This is a genomic window from Aquimarina macrocephali (assembly GCF_051627225.1).
GTDB lineage: Bacteria > Bacteroidota > Bacteroidia > Flavobacteriales > Flavobacteriaceae > Aquimarina > Aquimarina macrocephali.
In genome coordinates, this window is sequence record NZ_CP151795.1 from 1,899,210 (window position 1) to 1,914,567 (window position 15,358).

Annotated in this window: 12 protein-coding genes; 8 read left to right on the plus strand and 4 right to left on the minus strand. The window is 31.3% G+C overall.

Annotation, left to right across the window (positions count from 1 at the left end):
• Positions 1-82: 82 nt before the first annotated feature.
• From AAFU52_RS08530 to AAFU52_RS08560, 7 genes are all read left to right on the plus strand, one after another.
• Positions 83-943, plus strand: a complete 861-nt coding sequence (locus tag AAFU52_RS08530; protein ID WP_024768589.1) for a universal stress protein — start codon at positions 83-85, stop codon at positions 941-943.
• The gene (locus AAFU52_RS08535) at positions 944-3,208 is read left to right on the plus strand and encodes a SulP family inorganic anion transporter (protein ID WP_024768590.1); all 2,265 of its coding nucleotides are present in this window, start codon (positions 944-946) and stop codon (positions 3,206-3,208) included.
• A gap of 180 nt (positions 3,209-3,388) precedes the next feature.
• A complete protein-coding gene (locus tag AAFU52_RS08540) occupies positions 3,389-4,249 on the plus strand; it encodes an MBL fold metallo-hydrolase (protein WP_438426123.1) in 861 nt (286 codons plus the stop codon).
• A complete protein-coding gene (locus tag AAFU52_RS08545; protein WP_438426124.1) occupies positions 4,233-5,942 on the plus strand; it encodes a S8 family peptidase in 1,710 nt (569 codons plus the stop codon). Before AAFU52_RS08540 ends, AAFU52_RS08545 begins: the two co-directional genes overlap by 17 nt.
• A gap of 7 nt (positions 5,943-5,949) precedes the next feature.
• Complete coding sequence (locus AAFU52_RS08550) at positions 5,950-7,779, plus strand: M1 family metallopeptidase (RefSeq protein WP_438426125.1); 1,830 nt, start codon at positions 5,950-5,952, stop codon at positions 7,777-7,779.
• A 110-nt stretch (positions 7,780-7,889) separates the two neighbouring features.
• Positions 7,890-8,267: a ribonuclease P protein component gene (rnpA, locus tag AAFU52_RS08555; RefSeq protein ID WP_024768594.1), complete on the plus strand. Its 378-nt coding sequence runs from the start codon at positions 7,890-7,892 to the stop codon at positions 8,265-8,267.
• Between the two features lie 47 nt (positions 8,268-8,314).
• The gene (locus AAFU52_RS08560) at positions 8,315-9,937 is read left to right on the plus strand and encodes a S41 family peptidase (protein WP_024768595.1); all 1,623 of its coding nucleotides are present in this window, start codon (positions 8,315-8,317) and stop codon (positions 9,935-9,937) included.
• A gap of 41 nt (positions 9,938-9,978) precedes the next feature.
• On the opposite strand, the gene AAFU52_RS08565 is transcribed toward AAFU52_RS08560, so the two are convergent.
• The 4 genes from AAFU52_RS08565 to AAFU52_RS08580 form a co-directional block, all read right to left on the minus strand.
• Positions 9,979-10,416, minus strand: a complete 438-nt coding sequence (locus AAFU52_RS08565; RefSeq protein ID WP_438426625.1) for a GNAT family N-acetyltransferase — start codon at positions 10,414-10,416, stop codon at positions 9,979-9,981.
• A gap of 11 nt (positions 10,417-10,427) precedes the next feature.
• A complete protein-coding gene (locus AAFU52_RS08570; protein ID WP_438426126.1) occupies positions 10,428-11,345 on the minus strand; it encodes a cation diffusion facilitator family transporter in 918 nt (305 codons plus the stop codon).
• Positions 11,346-11,348: 3 nt separating this feature from the next.
• A complete protein-coding gene (gene rpiB, locus AAFU52_RS08575) occupies positions 11,349-11,783 on the minus strand; it encodes a ribose 5-phosphate isomerase B (protein WP_024768598.1) in 435 nt (144 codons plus the stop codon).
• A 551-nt stretch (positions 11,784-12,334) separates the two neighbouring features.
• Complete coding sequence (locus tag AAFU52_RS08580; RefSeq protein WP_024768599.1) at positions 12,335-12,574, minus strand: hypothetical protein; 240 nt, start codon at positions 12,572-12,574, stop codon at positions 12,335-12,337.
• Between the two features lie 547 nt (positions 12,575-13,121).
• Between AAFU52_RS08580 and rnr the strand changes: the two genes are divergently transcribed.
• Positions 13,122-15,320, plus strand: a complete 2,199-nt coding sequence (gene rnr, locus AAFU52_RS08585) for a ribonuclease R (RefSeq protein WP_438426127.1) — start codon at positions 13,122-13,124, stop codon at positions 15,318-15,320.
• Positions 15,321-15,358: the final 38 nt, after the last annotated feature.

Consider the following 15,358-nt stretch of genomic DNA (forward strand, 5'->3'; position numbering starts at 1 on the left):
AATAACAGAAATAAGTGCTATTTTCTGATTTTAAAAAATTAAGTTTATATTTTGCCACTTATAATTATTACAAAATAAATCTTTGAACGAATTACCTAATCATAAATTTAATACTATCCTTATTGGGGTAGCCTTTTCTCCTAACCTAAAAAACAATATTTTTGAGGCCATGCGAATGGTTGATTTTTTTGATTCTAAAATGATCATTGTTCATGTAGGTGAGAAAACTAAAAAGAAAGAAGATAACATAAAAGAACTCATTTCTGGATTTTCTGACGATGATGATGAAAAAGTGAGTGTTATTTGGAAACAAGGTGATCCCGTTACTATTATTATCGAGACTGCCAGAGAAAATAATGCTGATCTAATTATGCTTGGTGCTATCCCCAGAGAAGACTTTCTTAAGTTTTATATTGGGTCAATTGCACGAAAAATTACCAGAAATGCACATTGTTCTGTTTTGTTGTTAATAAAGCCATCAGAAGATTTAAGACCCTGTAATCATATTGTGGTAAATGGTCTTAAAGATGAGAAAACCAGACAAACAATTCTTGATTCATTTGAAGTAGCCCAGAATCTTGGTGCACAAAAACTCACTATTGTAGAAGAAATTTCTCGTCAAGAGGTTAAGGTTGTTGTAGAAGACGATCGATCTTTGCTTAAGGACACATTAATAAAAGAACAATTAACTAAAAAAGAAGATCTTAGGGTACAACATATCTTAAATGATGTTCCGGAAGATCTTAAGACCGGTATTTTAATAAAAACACAGTCTATTTTTGGAAAAAGAGGATATTCTATTGGTCATTATGCAAAAGTAGTAGCGGCAGATCTTCTTATTATGAATGCCCCAAAAAGAACTACGTTTTTAGATCGTATTTTTCTTCATGATCTTGAGCATATTTTATCAGAATTACCCACAGATGTTTTAATTATGAGATAAATGAAAAAGGCGAGCAACACTACATCTGGTTTTTTATCTCAATTGCCCAAGAATATTTTTTCGGGCTTTGTGGTTTCATTAATCGCATTACCATTGGGGTTAGGGCTAGCTTTAGCTTCTGAAGCTCCTCCTATCTCGGGAGTAATTGCCTCTGTTGTTGGAGGGATTATTGTAAGTGTTTTTGGAGGATCTAAAGTTACAATTACAGGTCCGGGTAATGGATTGGTAGTCGTTTTACTAGGAGCCATCACAACACTTGCTAATGGCGATCTTTATCAAGGTTATATTTTTACATTAGCAGCCATTATATGCTCTGGAGTACTAATGATTATCATTGGACAATTACGATTAGGTATTTTGAGCGATTTTTTCCCTTCTTCAGCAATTCAAGGAATGCTTGCTGCAATAGGAATAAGTATTTTTGCAAAACAGTTTCATGTTATGCTTGCCAATACTGGCATCAAAGGAGATACTATTTCTTTGTTAACAAATATTCCCCATAGTATTTCGTTATTATTTAAGCCCGAATATAGCGCCATTGCTATTGCTGCATTGGTTGGAGTTTTGAGCTTATTGATTATGTTTTTTTATGGTAAAATCAGAAATAAATATTTTCAATTGGTACCTGCACCCATGTGGATCGTTCTTATCGCTGTAGGTTTAAGTTATTATTATGAGTTCTTTTCTAGTGCTCCTTATCCAATAGACACTTCCTTGTTAGTACAAATACCAGACGATATTTTTTCAAATTTCCCTACTCCGAATTTTTCATTAATTCTTGACTTTAAATTTATAGGAGTAGTTATTGCAATAACTTTAATTTCAAGTATCGAATCTCTATTAAGTATTAAGGCTGTAGATAAGCTAGACCCTTTAAAAAGAAGATCAAATATAAACAAAGACCTTACTGCATTAGGTGTTGCATCAATTGTGAGTGGTTTTTTAGGAGGGCTTAATGTAGTTACCGTAATTGCCCGTAGTTCTGTAAATGTTAATAATGGTGGTACCAATCGGACTTCTAATTTCTTTCACTCTGTATTCTTAATACTATTTGTGGTTTTGTTTCAAGATCAACTTAAAAGAATTCCGCTTACAGCATTGGCAGCTATTTTGGTATATACAGGATATAAACTGGCAGCTCCCAGAAACTTAAAAATTGTTGCAAAAATCGGTAAAGAACAACTTATTATTTTCTTTGCCACAATTATTGCAACAATAACAACAAACTTAATCACAGGGATCCTCATCGGAATCCTGACAACGATTGTTATACATTTTATCCTTAATAAAAGCGTGTTGTTTTTTGTTAGAAATCTTTTTAAACCTAATGTACTTATGTTTAAAGAAGGCTTCAACGACACCTATTTTGTTAGTGTAAAGAATTTTTCGAGCTTTCTTAATTATTCTCGATTAAAAAGAAAATTAGATACAATCCCTGAGAATCATGATGCCATTATCGATTTTTCTCTTTGTGACTTTGTAGACTACACTGTACAGGAGAGTCTATTAGGGTATCAAGAAACTTTTAAGAGAAAAGGAGGGTCTTTTGAGATCACAGGACTTGATATTCATGGTACTTCTTCAGAACACCCTCTAGCAATAAGAAGTTTGATTCCTTTTTCTAAAAAAATCAAAATTGGAGCAAAATCAAATCTTACCAAAAGACAAAAAGATTTACAGAATATTGCTAATGATTTTTCCTGGCGATATGACCCTAAAAAGGATAATCATATTTCTGGTTTACACGATTTTGTGTTTTTTAAAACTAAAAAAATCAATTATCTAAACAACTCTATTTATGATCCTCAGTCTATTTTTAGAATTTCTGATACCGAATTTTCTGAAGGTGAGTTTATAGCACGTACATTGGTTAGAACTACAATATTAACGATACAGTTAGAAAAAGAAATTCCCAAATTTACCCTAGATAAAGAGGGTTTATTAGAGTTTATATATAAGTTTTCGGGTTTTAAGGATATTTTAATTTCTGGACATCCTGATTTTTCTAAGCGATTCTTCCTTTTAGGGGAAAATCCAGAAAAAATTCGAGTGTTATTTAATGATGATTTAGTGCTGTTTTTAGAGAGTAATCCATACTATCATATCGAATGTAATGGCAATTCTTTACTTGTAATGCGAAAAGAACGTTTAGCTAGTATTAAGGAAATTAAAGCATTATTAGATTATGGAACTCGCTTAGAAAAAGTAATCTCAAATATACAATATGATGAAATATTGTTAAAAAGTCCAAAAATTAAATCTTGATCCCTTCCATTTTTTCTATTTTGCAAAGATTTTTAATTATTCTTGAAAAGATGCTAATGAATGAAACACAAAGAAAATATGTAGCAGGTGTTTTGGTAAAGAGATTAATTGGTACTTTGGATATACCAATCAGTCCTTTGTGATATCATATAATTGAAAACATAATTTAAAGAAAAACAAATGAATTTATATCCCATAAAAGCAGGAAATTTTAAACTTGATGGAGGGGCTATGTTTGGAGTCGTTCCTAAAATTTTATGGAACAAAACCAATCCTGCAGATGAAAAAAACCTAATTGATATTGCATCAAGATGCTTACTGATTGAAGATGGTGATAGGTTAATTCTCATTGACTCTGGAATGGGAGACAAGCAATCTGAAAAATTTTTCAGCCATTACTCACTTTGGGGTAGTGATAGTCTTGACGCTTCTTTAAAAGAAAAGGGGTTTCACAGAGATGATATTACTGATGTTTTTATTACCCATCTTCACTTTGATCATTGTGGTGGTGTGGTGCAATGGAATGATGCCCGTACCGGATATGAGTTGGCCTTTAAGAATGCCAGAATATGGAGCAACGAAGAACATTGGCAATGGGCTATTGCACCTAATAAACGGGAAAAAGCTTCTTTTTTAAGCGAAAACATTGTACCGATACAAGAAAGTGGCCAATTAAATTTTATTTCCAGATCAGATACAGCGTTTCAAAAAAGTTCTGAATTAGGTTTTGGCGTACTATTTGTTAATGGACATACAGAAAAACAAATGATTCCTCATATAGAACACAAGGGTAAGACTATCGTATTTATGGCAGATCTTCTGCCTACAGCTGGTCATATACCATTACCATATGTAATGGGTTATGATACAAGACCTTTGTTGACTTTGGATGAAAAAAAACTGTTTCTTGATAATGCTGCTACCAATGGGTGGTATTTATTCCTGGAACATGATGCCCATAATGAAATAATAACAGTACAACATACCCAGAAAGGGGTGCGTCTTAAAGAAGTTTTTACTTGTAATGAAATATTTAATTAAAATAAAAGATCAAATGATTCCCTCATCTAATAAAATTATTGCCGCTATTGCCTCATCTATGATTTTGGTAAGCTGCGGTGGTGCTCCAACTATTGTATCTACACCCATAGGAAATATTGATACAACTCCTCTAAAAAATATGGATCTAACCGATACTCAATTAAAAGGTTGGAATTCACTTGATTTGGTTTCTGATACCATCCCAGGAATGAGTGTAAACAAAGCATATAATACTCTTATTAAAAATAAAAAAGGTAAAACCGTTATTGTTGGCGTTATTGATAGTGGTGTAGATATCGAACATGAAGATCTTGATGGAGTAATCTGGACCAATCCAAAAGAGATCAAAGGCAATGGTAAAGACGACGATAATAATGGCTATGTAGATGACATTCATGGATGGAATTTTCTTGGAGATTCTGAAGATGAAAACTTGGAATATGTAAGAATTATAAAAAAACTTAAACCAAAATATGCCGGTAAAACTTTAGCTTCAATACCGCAGGCTGATCGTAAAGAATACCAAATGTATATTGAAGCAAAAGCAGAATTTGAAAAAGAATATCAAGAAAATTCAGCACAAAAAGGGCAATACGAGCAAATTCTTCAGCAATCTAAAATTTCACATAAGGCAGTTGTAGAAGCAATTGGAAAAGAAAACTATTCTCGCCAAGAACTTTTAAAAATTGATGCAAAAACCCCAGAAATGCAACAACATGTTGCTTTTCTGGCTCAAATGTTTGGGTTTATGGATCCTGATGATACTGTGCCAGATTTTATAAAAAATATTAAAGAAGGGGTAGATCATTTCACAGATCAATTAAATTATAATTTAAACCCGGAATTCGATGGTAGAACAGCGGTAGGTGACAACGTAGATGATATTACAGATGTCAACTATGGGAATAATAATGTTATGGGCCCGGATCCAAAAAAAGAAGGGATAAAACACGGAACCCATGTTGCTGGTATTATTGCTGCAGAGAGAAATAACGGGAAAGGAATGAATGGAGTGGCACAAAATGTAAAAATAATGGCAGTTAGAGCTGTTCCTAATGGGGATGAATATGACAAAGATATTGCACTTGCAATACGATATGTTGTAGACAATGGAGCCAAAGTAATTAACACTAGTTTTGGTAAGTATTACAGCACCCATCCAGAATGGGTAAGAGAAGCTATTACTTATGCCGCATCAAAAGATGTATTAATCGTAAATGCAGCAGGAAACGAAGGAAAAGACCTTGATAAAAAATCAGTATATCCAAATGATCAAATGAGTAACGGCTCCGAAATCGCTAATAATTTTATTACCATTGGTGCTTTAAATTATGCATATGGTGCCAATCTTGTTGCTGATTTTTCTAATTATGGAAAAAGTAATGTTGATGCTTTTGCTCCAGGAGTTAAAATATGGGCAACTACACCTAATAATTCATATGAATATTTACAAGGAACCTCTATGGCTGCTCCGGCTGTGGCGGGAGTTGCTGCTTTAATTAGATCATATTACCCTGGTTTAAAGGCTCCACAAGTAAAACAAATACTTATGGATAGTGGTTTAAGTACCAAAGCCTCGGTGGTTATCGGAGGAGAACAAACTAATGTGGGAAGCTTTTCTGGGTTATCAAAATCTGGTAAAATGGTTAACCTATATAACGCCCTTATTATGGCGGATAAATTGTCTAAATAGTTTTATTATGTTTAAAAAGATTGTTTTTGTTTTTTTTGTTGGCATCTTTTGTGCAATCGCACAAAACAATACTTCGTATTGGCAACAACACGTAGATTACACCATGAATGTGGATATGAATGTTGAAAATTTTCAATATGAAGGGACACAGGAGTTAATATATTCTAACAATTCTCCAGATACATTATATCAGGTTTTTTATCATCTATATTTTAATGCATTTCAACCAGGAAGTGAAATGGATGTACGTTCTCGTAACCTACCGGATCCAGATCCCCGGGTTGGAAACAGAATAAGTAAACTTACCCCAGAAGAAATCGGATATTTAAAAATTTCTTCTTTATCACAAAATGGAAAATCATTAACATATGAAACTGCTGGGACTGTTTTAGAAGTATCATTAGATAAACCTATTGCACCAGGAGAAAAGGTTACTTTTTCTATGAAGTTTAACGGTCAGGTACCTAAACAAATACGTCGTTCTGGACGAAACAACAAAGAAGGTATCGCATTATCGATGACGCAATGGTATCCAAAACTTGCAGAATATGATTTTGAAGGATGGCATGCTGATCCATATATCGCCAGAGAGTTTCATGGAGTATGGGGTAATTTTGATGTAACCATAAATATTGATAAAAATTATATTTTAGGTGGTACAGGATACTTACAAAACCCGCAGGAAATTGGATATGGATATGAAGAACCCGGCACTAAAGTGACAAGAAAAAGCAAAAAGCTTTCGTGGCATTTTAAAGCTCCAAACGTACATGATTTTGCATGGGTTGCAGATCCAGAATATTTACATGATGTTGTAAAAGTACCTAATGGTCCTACGCTTCATTTTTTGTATAAAAACAAGAAAGAAATTATAGAAAACTGGAAAGACCTACAGCCAAAAACTGTAGAATTAGTAAATTATTTTAGTGAAAAAATAGGGAAATACCCATATGATCAATATTCTGTATTACAAGGCGGTGATGGTGGTATGGAGTATGCTATGTCAACTCTAATCACAGGAGAAAGAAATTTTGGTAGCCTTGTTGGGGTTACAGCTCATGAAATGGCACATTCATGGTTTCAACATATTCTGGCAAACAACGAGTCTAAGCATGAATGGATGGATGAAGGATTTACCAGCTATATTTCTACTCTAGCTATGAATGATGTAATGAAACAAAATAACCCTAATTCATTAAAAGGAATGTATCAGGGATATTACCAATTAGCTACTTCTGGTATAGAGCAACCACAGACTACTCAAGCAGATCGCTATTCGCATAATACCGCTTATGGGGCCTCTGCCTATACAAAAGGAGCTGTTTTTCTTTCACAATTAGGATATATTATTGGGAAAGATAATCTTGCAAAAACAATTAAGAGATATTTTAATGAATGGAAATTTAAGCACCCTACTCCTAATGATTTTAAAAGGGTAGCAGAAAAAGTATCTGGAATACAATTAGATTGGTATTTAACAGATTGGACACAGACAACAAATACAATAGATTATGGGATTAAAGATGTTGTAGAAGACAACAACAACACCAAGGTCACTATAGAGCGTATTGGATTAATGCCAATGCCTATTGATGTTTATGTAGAATATAAAGACAGTACTATAGAATCATTCTATATTCCTTTAAGAGTAATGCGTAATGAAAAGGAAAACCCAATCCCATCAATGAAGAGGACTATACTGCCTGATTGGCCTTGGACCAACCCAACCTATTCATTAAATCTTTCTAGACCAAAATCTGAAATAAAAGCTATTGGAATTGACATTACAAATACTATGGCTGATATAAACCCTAATAATAATAGCTTTTCAGAATAATAGCTGTTAATAGGAGTGGATCATATAGACTAAAGTCTTATTAAAAACCGGTTTTAGTACCGGTTTTTTTATTACTCATATAAGAAATCTAATCACTACATTTAATGCCAATGAAGGCTACTTTTAATAAAAAAGAAAGGTTAAAAAGCAAAAAGGAAATAGAATTACTTTTTTCTGAAGGAAAATCTATATCCAAATACCCCGTTAGGTTAGTGTATAAAAAATCAAATTTTGAAGAGAATATTAAAATCAGGGCTGGTGTATCGGCTAGTAAACGCAATTTCAAAAAAGCAGTAGATCGTAATTGTATAAAACGTTTAATGCGTGAAAGTTATAGAAAAAATAAGTATATTGTACCCAACACTACTCATCAATTCACTTTTATGTTTTTATTTTCAGGTAAAGAAATACCTGAATATTCGTTAATAGAATCTAAAATAAAAGGAATATTACAAAAATTTGTCGAACAAGAAATAAAATCAAAATAACAACATCATATGTTTACTTGGTTTCCAATATTTAAAAGAAAACATCAATGAAGAAGAAAATTATCTACCCTGTAGTCGCTGTGATTATCTTACTATCTACTGTAAGTTTTAAGTCAGATTTTTTTGAAATCGCTAAGCAAATTGAAATTTTCACTACAATGTTCAAAGAATTAAATATGAACTATGTAGATGAAACGAATCCGGCAGAATTAATGGATACGGCAATCAAAGCTATGTTAGATGATCTGGATCCATATACTAAATATTGGAATGAGCAGGATGTTGAAGCTTCAAAAATACGTAACGCAGGAGAATATACAGGTATTGGTTCCTCTGTAAAAACAATAAAAGATAAAATCATTATCATAGAACCTTATAAAGGCTATCCAGCAGATAAAGCTGGTCTTAAAGCTGGTGATGAAATTATACAAATAGGAGATATAAAAGTGGCCGATTTTAAAGATGATGCAGGAGAACTTCTTAAAGGAGCCAGTGGAACTAAAGTTGATATTACTTATAGAAGACAGGGAGTCACCAAAACCACTGTATTAACAAGAGAAGAAATAGAGGTAGATGCAGTTCCTTTTCATACATTGCTAGATGATAATACTGGATATATTGTATTATCAAAATTTAATAACAAAGCTTCTAGTGAAACTATTGATGCTTTAAAAGACCTAAAAGCCAAAGGTGCTAATAAGGTGATTTTAGATTTAAGAGGTAACCCAGGCGGTTTATTAAGTGAAGCTATAAATGTTACCAATATTTTTGTGCCAAAAGGAGAGTTAATTACCACCACAAAATCAGTGGTTAAAAAGTATAATAAAGAATATTTTACAAAAAGAGAACCTGTAGATATCCAGATTCCCTTGGTAGTATTAGTAAATGGAAGAAGTGCATCGGCAAGTGAAATTGTTGCAGGTAGTATTCAGGATCTTGATAGAGGAGTGGTTATTGGTGCCAGAAGTTTTGGTAAGGGACTAGTACAGCGACCAAAAAAACTAACCTATGGTACTCAATTAAAAATTACTATTTCTAGATACTATACTCCTAGTGGTAGATGTATTCAGGCATTAGATTATTGGAATCGTGATAAAAACAATAATGCTGTGCGTATCAATGAACAAGATTTTAAAGCCTTTAAAACCAAAAACGGAAGAACGGTATATGATGGTGGTGGTATACAACCTGATATTGAATTAGAGACCTCTAAATTCAGTAAAATTACTACAGCTTTATTGCGATCTGATGCTATTTTTGAATATGGAACAAAATATTATTATTCTCATCAATTAAAAAAATCCTCTGATTTTAAATTTACAGATAAAGATTATGAAGATTTTAAAAGTTTTGTGAAACAAAGTGAGTTTAATTTTGAAACCGAAACCGAAAAATCATTTAAAAAATCATTAGAAGTAGCGAAAAAAGAAAAGTTTGATAAAGATATAATCGCTACCTATAACACTCTTATTGCTTCGATAAATACTTCTAAACAAGCAGCTTTAGATACCTATAAAACCGAAATTGTTAATTTACTAACAGATGAGATTATTAAGCGTTATTTCTATCGAGAAGGATTATATTCGTATTATGTAACACACAATCCAGAAGTAGCTAAAAGTCAAGAAATACTGAGTAATAAAAACAAATACGAAGAACTTTTAAAATAAGAATAAAGACTCGTTAGGTTCATGAACCTAACGAGTCTTTATTATCTAATCATACCAATATGAGAAATACCATCTTCGAGGTATTCTTCTCCTATTTGTTTAAAACCATGTGTTTCATAGAATTTTTTTAAATAAGTCTGAGCAGATATTTTAATTACTTTAGTTTTATAATGTGTTTCTATGGCGTTTACAGATTCTTTAATTAGTTTGTGACCATACCCATATTGTCTTTCCTTTTTGGGTATGACTACTCGTCCAAAACTAGTTTCCTTAAAATAATCACCTGCATCGAATAATCGCGTGTATGCGACAACCTTTTCACCCTTATATCCTATTACATGAAGTGCTTTTTGATCCTTATCATCAATATCCTGATATATACATTCCTGCTCTATTATAAATACTTCTGCGCGCAAGCGCAAAATTTTATATAGTTCTAGTGCAGAGAGTTCATCAAAACGTTTAACTTTAAATTTTATATCCATATTTTTTAATCCTGTACAATAATATCTTTATTATCCTGATTTCCATATTCTGGTTGTAGGGTAACATGATTTATTCTGAATTCTTTATAAAGTATATCTTCAATAGTGTTAAGTATTTTTCCAAATTCTGAAACCAAAATATCACTATCAAAATCTATATGTGCTTCTAAATGTGTTTCTTCTTCATTAAGTTGCCATACATGTATATGATGTATACTTTTAACTTTTGGTAAAGCATTAATTGTATTTACTATTTCTTTTAACTCAATAGAATCAGGAGTATACAACATTAATACTTTAAATGATTTTTTTAAGAGATCATAACCTACAATAATCAGATAGATCGCAATTACAAAAGTTAAAACACTATCTACCCAAAATAGTTTATAAAACTTCATTAATAACCCTCCTATCAAAACTGCAAAAGATGCCATTAAGTCTGTTATAAGATGTAAATATGCCGATCTCATGTTCATATTTACTTTACTATCTTTTCTTAAAAGCAAAACGCTTAGTCCATTCCCAAAAATTGCTATTATAGAAAGTATAATTACAACATGTGCACTTATTTCTTGAGGATTCAGTAATCTTTCTATGGCTTCCAACACAAGAATTAATGCTATTACAACTAATGAAATAGCATTTATAAATGCTGCCATAATCTCTGCTCTTTTAAAACCAAAAGTTCTTTTAATAGAAGCTTCTCTTTTTGCCAATCGATTAGCAAAAAAACTAACTATCAAAGAAAGTACATCACTAAAATTATGTAATGCATCTGATAATAAAGAAAGACTACCAGACATTAAACCACCAACTACCTGGGCAGCTGTAATTCCAATATTTAAAAGAATAGAAAATAATAAATTACGCCCAGTAAGTTTATCATGAGAATATGAATGGTTATGGGCGTGAATTTTTACCATAGGCTAAATACACATTGGTATTTTATGTACTCTGTTTAAGTGTCTGCCTCCTTCAAATTTTGTTGCTAAAAATGTTTTTACCATTTCGATAGCCTGAGGTAGTGATGTAAATCTTGCGGGAATACATATGATATTAGCATCATTATGAAGTCTGGTTAATTCTGTAATTTCTTTTGTCCAACAAAGTCCTGCTCTAACATTATTGTATTTATTAGCTGTCATAGCAACACCGTTTCCGCTTCCACACACCAAAATTCCAAAACTAACTTTTTCAGTGTTCACATCTTTTGCTACAGGATGTACAAAATCTGGATAATCAACACTATTGTTTTCATTAGTGCCGTAGTTAGTAACCTCAATTCCTTCAGATTCCAAATATTCTGCAATTGCAAATTTATATTCAGTCCCTGCGTGATCATTTCCAATAGCTATTTTCATTTTTTTATTCATTTCATTAGTTAAGCAAAGATAATTCAATCTAAAAAAAGTAAACTCCAAAAAACCAATAATTTAACCCAATATTACTCTAATGTTAATAACTCATAACCTTCTGTTAACAGTGAGTGTGGATAAACAGTTCTTAAAATTCATAAAGTATTTTTGGTAGTTTTGATTTTTATTAGAATACAAGTATAGTAGTAAGAAATCAAAATTTTAAACCCTCTTTTTTTGGCTAAGTTTTCAAGTATTAAGTCAATGTTATAAACTACGGTTTTACCGTAAAAATATTAAAAATTTAAGCTGTTGATTAACTATTAACAGTTGTTAATTAAATTTCATTTTTATAACATTTTCAAGCAATTAGAATAATGATATCCTGTTCATATTTTTCTCAAAATTCAGTTTAACTTAAAAAACAAATAAAACTCAAAAAAGTTATACCGCTATCCACACTATATTATAATCATCATTATTAATTTTAAATTTAAAAAAAAGAAAAAGATATACTTAATATATGTTGAAAACTATAAAGAAATAAGAATAGTCGTTTATACTATTCTAAGGTGAGAATCTGTGTTAAGATCGTTTATAATCTGAAGTACTTTATTTTTATCTTTTTGATGAACTTTTAAATTAATACCTCCTAGTGCGTTTGAGTAAAAAGGAAAAACACCTACCATTGTTTCGTTTTCAAAGAAATAAGAAATACCTTCTCGATCGAGAAGTAGTTTTAGTATGGCATATTCAAAAGGATATGTGTATGTTTTAATAGTAATAAAATCTTTCATTTTTTAAAATTATTCCTTGATAATCTTCCTTTTACAAGATACAAAATAAGCGCAACAATCAAATTAACGGTAATCAAAACGAATATCAATTTTTCTTAGATTGATAAATAAGTTTATACAGTAAAAAATTAATTGATTTGACTGGCTTCACGATCAGTTTTTACAGAACTATTTATTTCTGATCCTTCCAAAGTTTCTTTTTTCTGATCTATTGTATTGTTAATGTATAAGGTAAACGAATATATGCCCAATAGAAATATGAGTATGAAGAGTAATATTATCTTATGTATTTTTTTGATTTTATGCATATCGAATTAAATACTAAACGGATAAAATCGAATCCTAGTGTACTAAAATTAAGTAAATTTTAAGAAAAATGACTGTATTTGCTTACTTTTTTTTGATGTAATATCTTGATTTACAGATAATGTATTTTAGAGTTATTCAACAGCAATATGATTTAAGTATTAATAAAAGTTTAAAGTTAAAATTACTGATGTTAAAAGATAAGCTGTACTTTTATCATAAATATATAGAACAGATATTAATGAAAAGAAAGAGTAGAAGAAGAAAAAAGTCACCTAAAATAGAGAATATTACACAGGAAATACTCAAAATATTAAAAGCCGAATCAAATAAAAGTTTTAATTATAAACAAATCGCATCAAAATTAGGAGTAGACGATGCAAGTAGTAGAAATCAAATTATAAAAAAATTATCCCAACTTGCTGCTAAGAAACAAATTGAAGAAGTAGAAAGAGGAAAGTTTAAGATTATACCTAACATTAACACTTATACAGGTATTTTAGAAATCACTTCAAAAGGTACAGGATATGTAATTGTAAAAGATCTTGAAGATGATATTTTTATCCCAAATAACAATCTTAATAAAGCACTGAATGGTGATGAGGTAGAGGTTTATATTTATCGTAGAAAACGAAGAGGAAAGAGTGAAGGAGAGATTTCTAGGATTATTTCTCGTAAAAGGAGTGAGTTTGTTGGTATAATAGATATTCAAAAAAATTATGCCTTTGTAAACATGCAGGATGGCAAAATGTATACTGATATTTTTATCCCTAAAAATAAAATAGCAGACGCAGAAAATGGAGATAAAGTTTTAGTAAAACTAGAAGATTGGCCAGAAAAAGCAGATTCACCTTTTGGAAAAATAATTAAAGTACTAGGAAAACCAGGTGAACATAATACCGAGATACATGCTATTTTGGCTCAGTATGGTTTACCTTATGAGTTTCCTGAAGAAGTCGAAGATTATGCAAATACTATAGATACATCTATTCAAGAATCAGAGATCAAGAATCGTAGGGATATGAGAAAAATTCTTACGTTTACTATTGATCCTAAAGATGCTAAAGATTTTGATGATGCGTTATCATTTCAGGTTTTAGAAAATGGTAATTATGAAATAGGAATTCATATTGCAGATGTATCACACTATCTAAAACCAGGAACAATACTTGATGATGAAGCTTATGAAAGAGCAACATCTGTATATCTGGTAGATAGAGTAGTTCCTATGTTACCCGAGGTTTTATCTAATAATGCCTGTTCCTTAAGACCAAATGAAGAGAAATATACATTTTCTGCAGTGTTTGAATTAAATGATAAAGCAGAAATAAAAAACCAATGGTTTGGGAGAACAGTAACCTATTCTGATACAAGATTTGCATACGAAGAAGCGCAGCATATTATAGAAACTCGCGAAAATGTAATTCCTGCAGAGATCTCACTTACCAGAAAAGAATATAAAGCTGATCAAAAAATAGCTGATGCAGTACTTAAATTAGATGAACTTGCTAAAATTATGCGAGGTAAACGAATGGGTGAGGGAGCTATTTCTTTTGATAAAGTAGAAGTAAAATTTAGTCTAAACGAAAATAGCGAACCAGTAGGAGTGTTTTTTAAGACTTCTAAAGACGCTAATAAACTTATTGAAGAGTTTATGTTATTAGCTAATAAAAAGGTCGCAGAGTTCATAGGAAAGCAAAATCCTAAAAAAACATTTATTTATCGTGTACATGATGAACCAAATGATGAAAAATTAGCAGCACTACAAAACATTATTGGAAGATTTGGATATAAATTAGATCTTAGAGATCGAAAAACTACCACAAAATCGTTAAACGGATTATTAAAGGATGTTCAAGGTAAAAAAGAACAAAATTTAGTTGATACTTTAGCTATACGAAGTATGAGTAAAGCAGAATATACTACTCATAATATTGGTCATTATGGATTAGCGTTTGATTATTATTCGCATTTTACTTCTCCAATACGAAGATATCCAGATGTTATGGCACACCGTTTGTTACAACATTATTTGGATAAAGGGAAATCTGTTGCAGAAGATGAATATGAAGAAAAATGTAATCATAGTAGCAGTATGGAAAATCTGGCTGCCAGTGCAGAGCGTGACTCTATAAAGTTTATGCAGATAAAGTTTATGAAAGATCATGAGGATGAGCAGTTTTTGGGAGTTATCTCTGGAGTTACAGAATGGGGAATTTATGTAGAAATCATTAATAATAAATGTGAAGGTATGATTCGTCTTAGAGACATGAATGATGATCACTATGTTTTTGATCAAGATGAATATGCCATTATAGGAGAACAAACCAAAAAAGTATACCAATTAGGAGATGAGGTATATGTAAAAGTAAAAAATGCTGATCTTATAAAAAGACACTTAGATTTCACCTTGTTAGGAAATAAGGAAGAAATAGAGTAATCAAAAAAAATAGTGTCGTTTGTTTTATGTAAGATCAA

What these genes read in the sequence shown, in the direction of transcription:
- AAFU52_RS08535 (WP_024768590.1), top strand. Translation starts at nt 944, where the DNA reads ATGAAAAAGGCGAGCAACACTACATCTGGTTTTTTATCTCAATTGCCC.
- AAFU52_RS08540 (WP_438426123.1), top strand. Translation starts at nt 3,389, where the DNA reads ATGAATTTATATCCCATAAAAGCAGGAAATTTTAAACTTGATGGAGGG.
- AAFU52_RS08545 (WP_438426124.1), top strand. Translation starts at nt 4,233, where the DNA reads ATGAAATATTTAATTAAAATAAAAGATCAAATGATTCCCTCATCTAAT.
- AAFU52_RS08550 (WP_438426125.1), top strand. Translation starts at nt 5,950, where the DNA reads ATGTTTAAAAAGATTGTTTTTGTTTTTTTTGTTGGCATCTTTTGTGCA.
- rnpA (WP_024768594.1), top strand. Translation starts at nt 7,890, where the DNA reads ATGAAGGCTACTTTTAATAAAAAAGAAAGGTTAAAAAGCAAAAAGGAA.
- AAFU52_RS08560 (WP_024768595.1), top strand. Translation starts at nt 8,315, where the DNA reads ATGAAGAAGAAAATTATCTACCCTGTAGTCGCTGTGATTATCTTACTA.
- AAFU52_RS08570 (WP_438426126.1), bottom strand. Translation starts at nt 11,345, where the DNA reads ATGGTAAAAATTCACGCCCATAACCATTCATATTCTCATGATAAACTT.
- rpiB (WP_024768598.1), bottom strand. Translation starts at nt 11,783, where the DNA reads ATGAAAATAGCTATTGGAAATGATCACGCAGGGACTGAATATAAATTT.
- AAFU52_RS08580 (WP_024768599.1), bottom strand. Translation starts at nt 12,574, where the DNA reads ATGAAAGATTTTATTACTATTAAAACATACACATATCCTTTTGAATAT.
- rnr (WP_438426127.1), top strand. Translation starts at nt 13,122, where the DNA reads ATGAAAAGAAAGAGTAGAAGAAGAAAAAAGTCACCTAAAATAGAGAAT.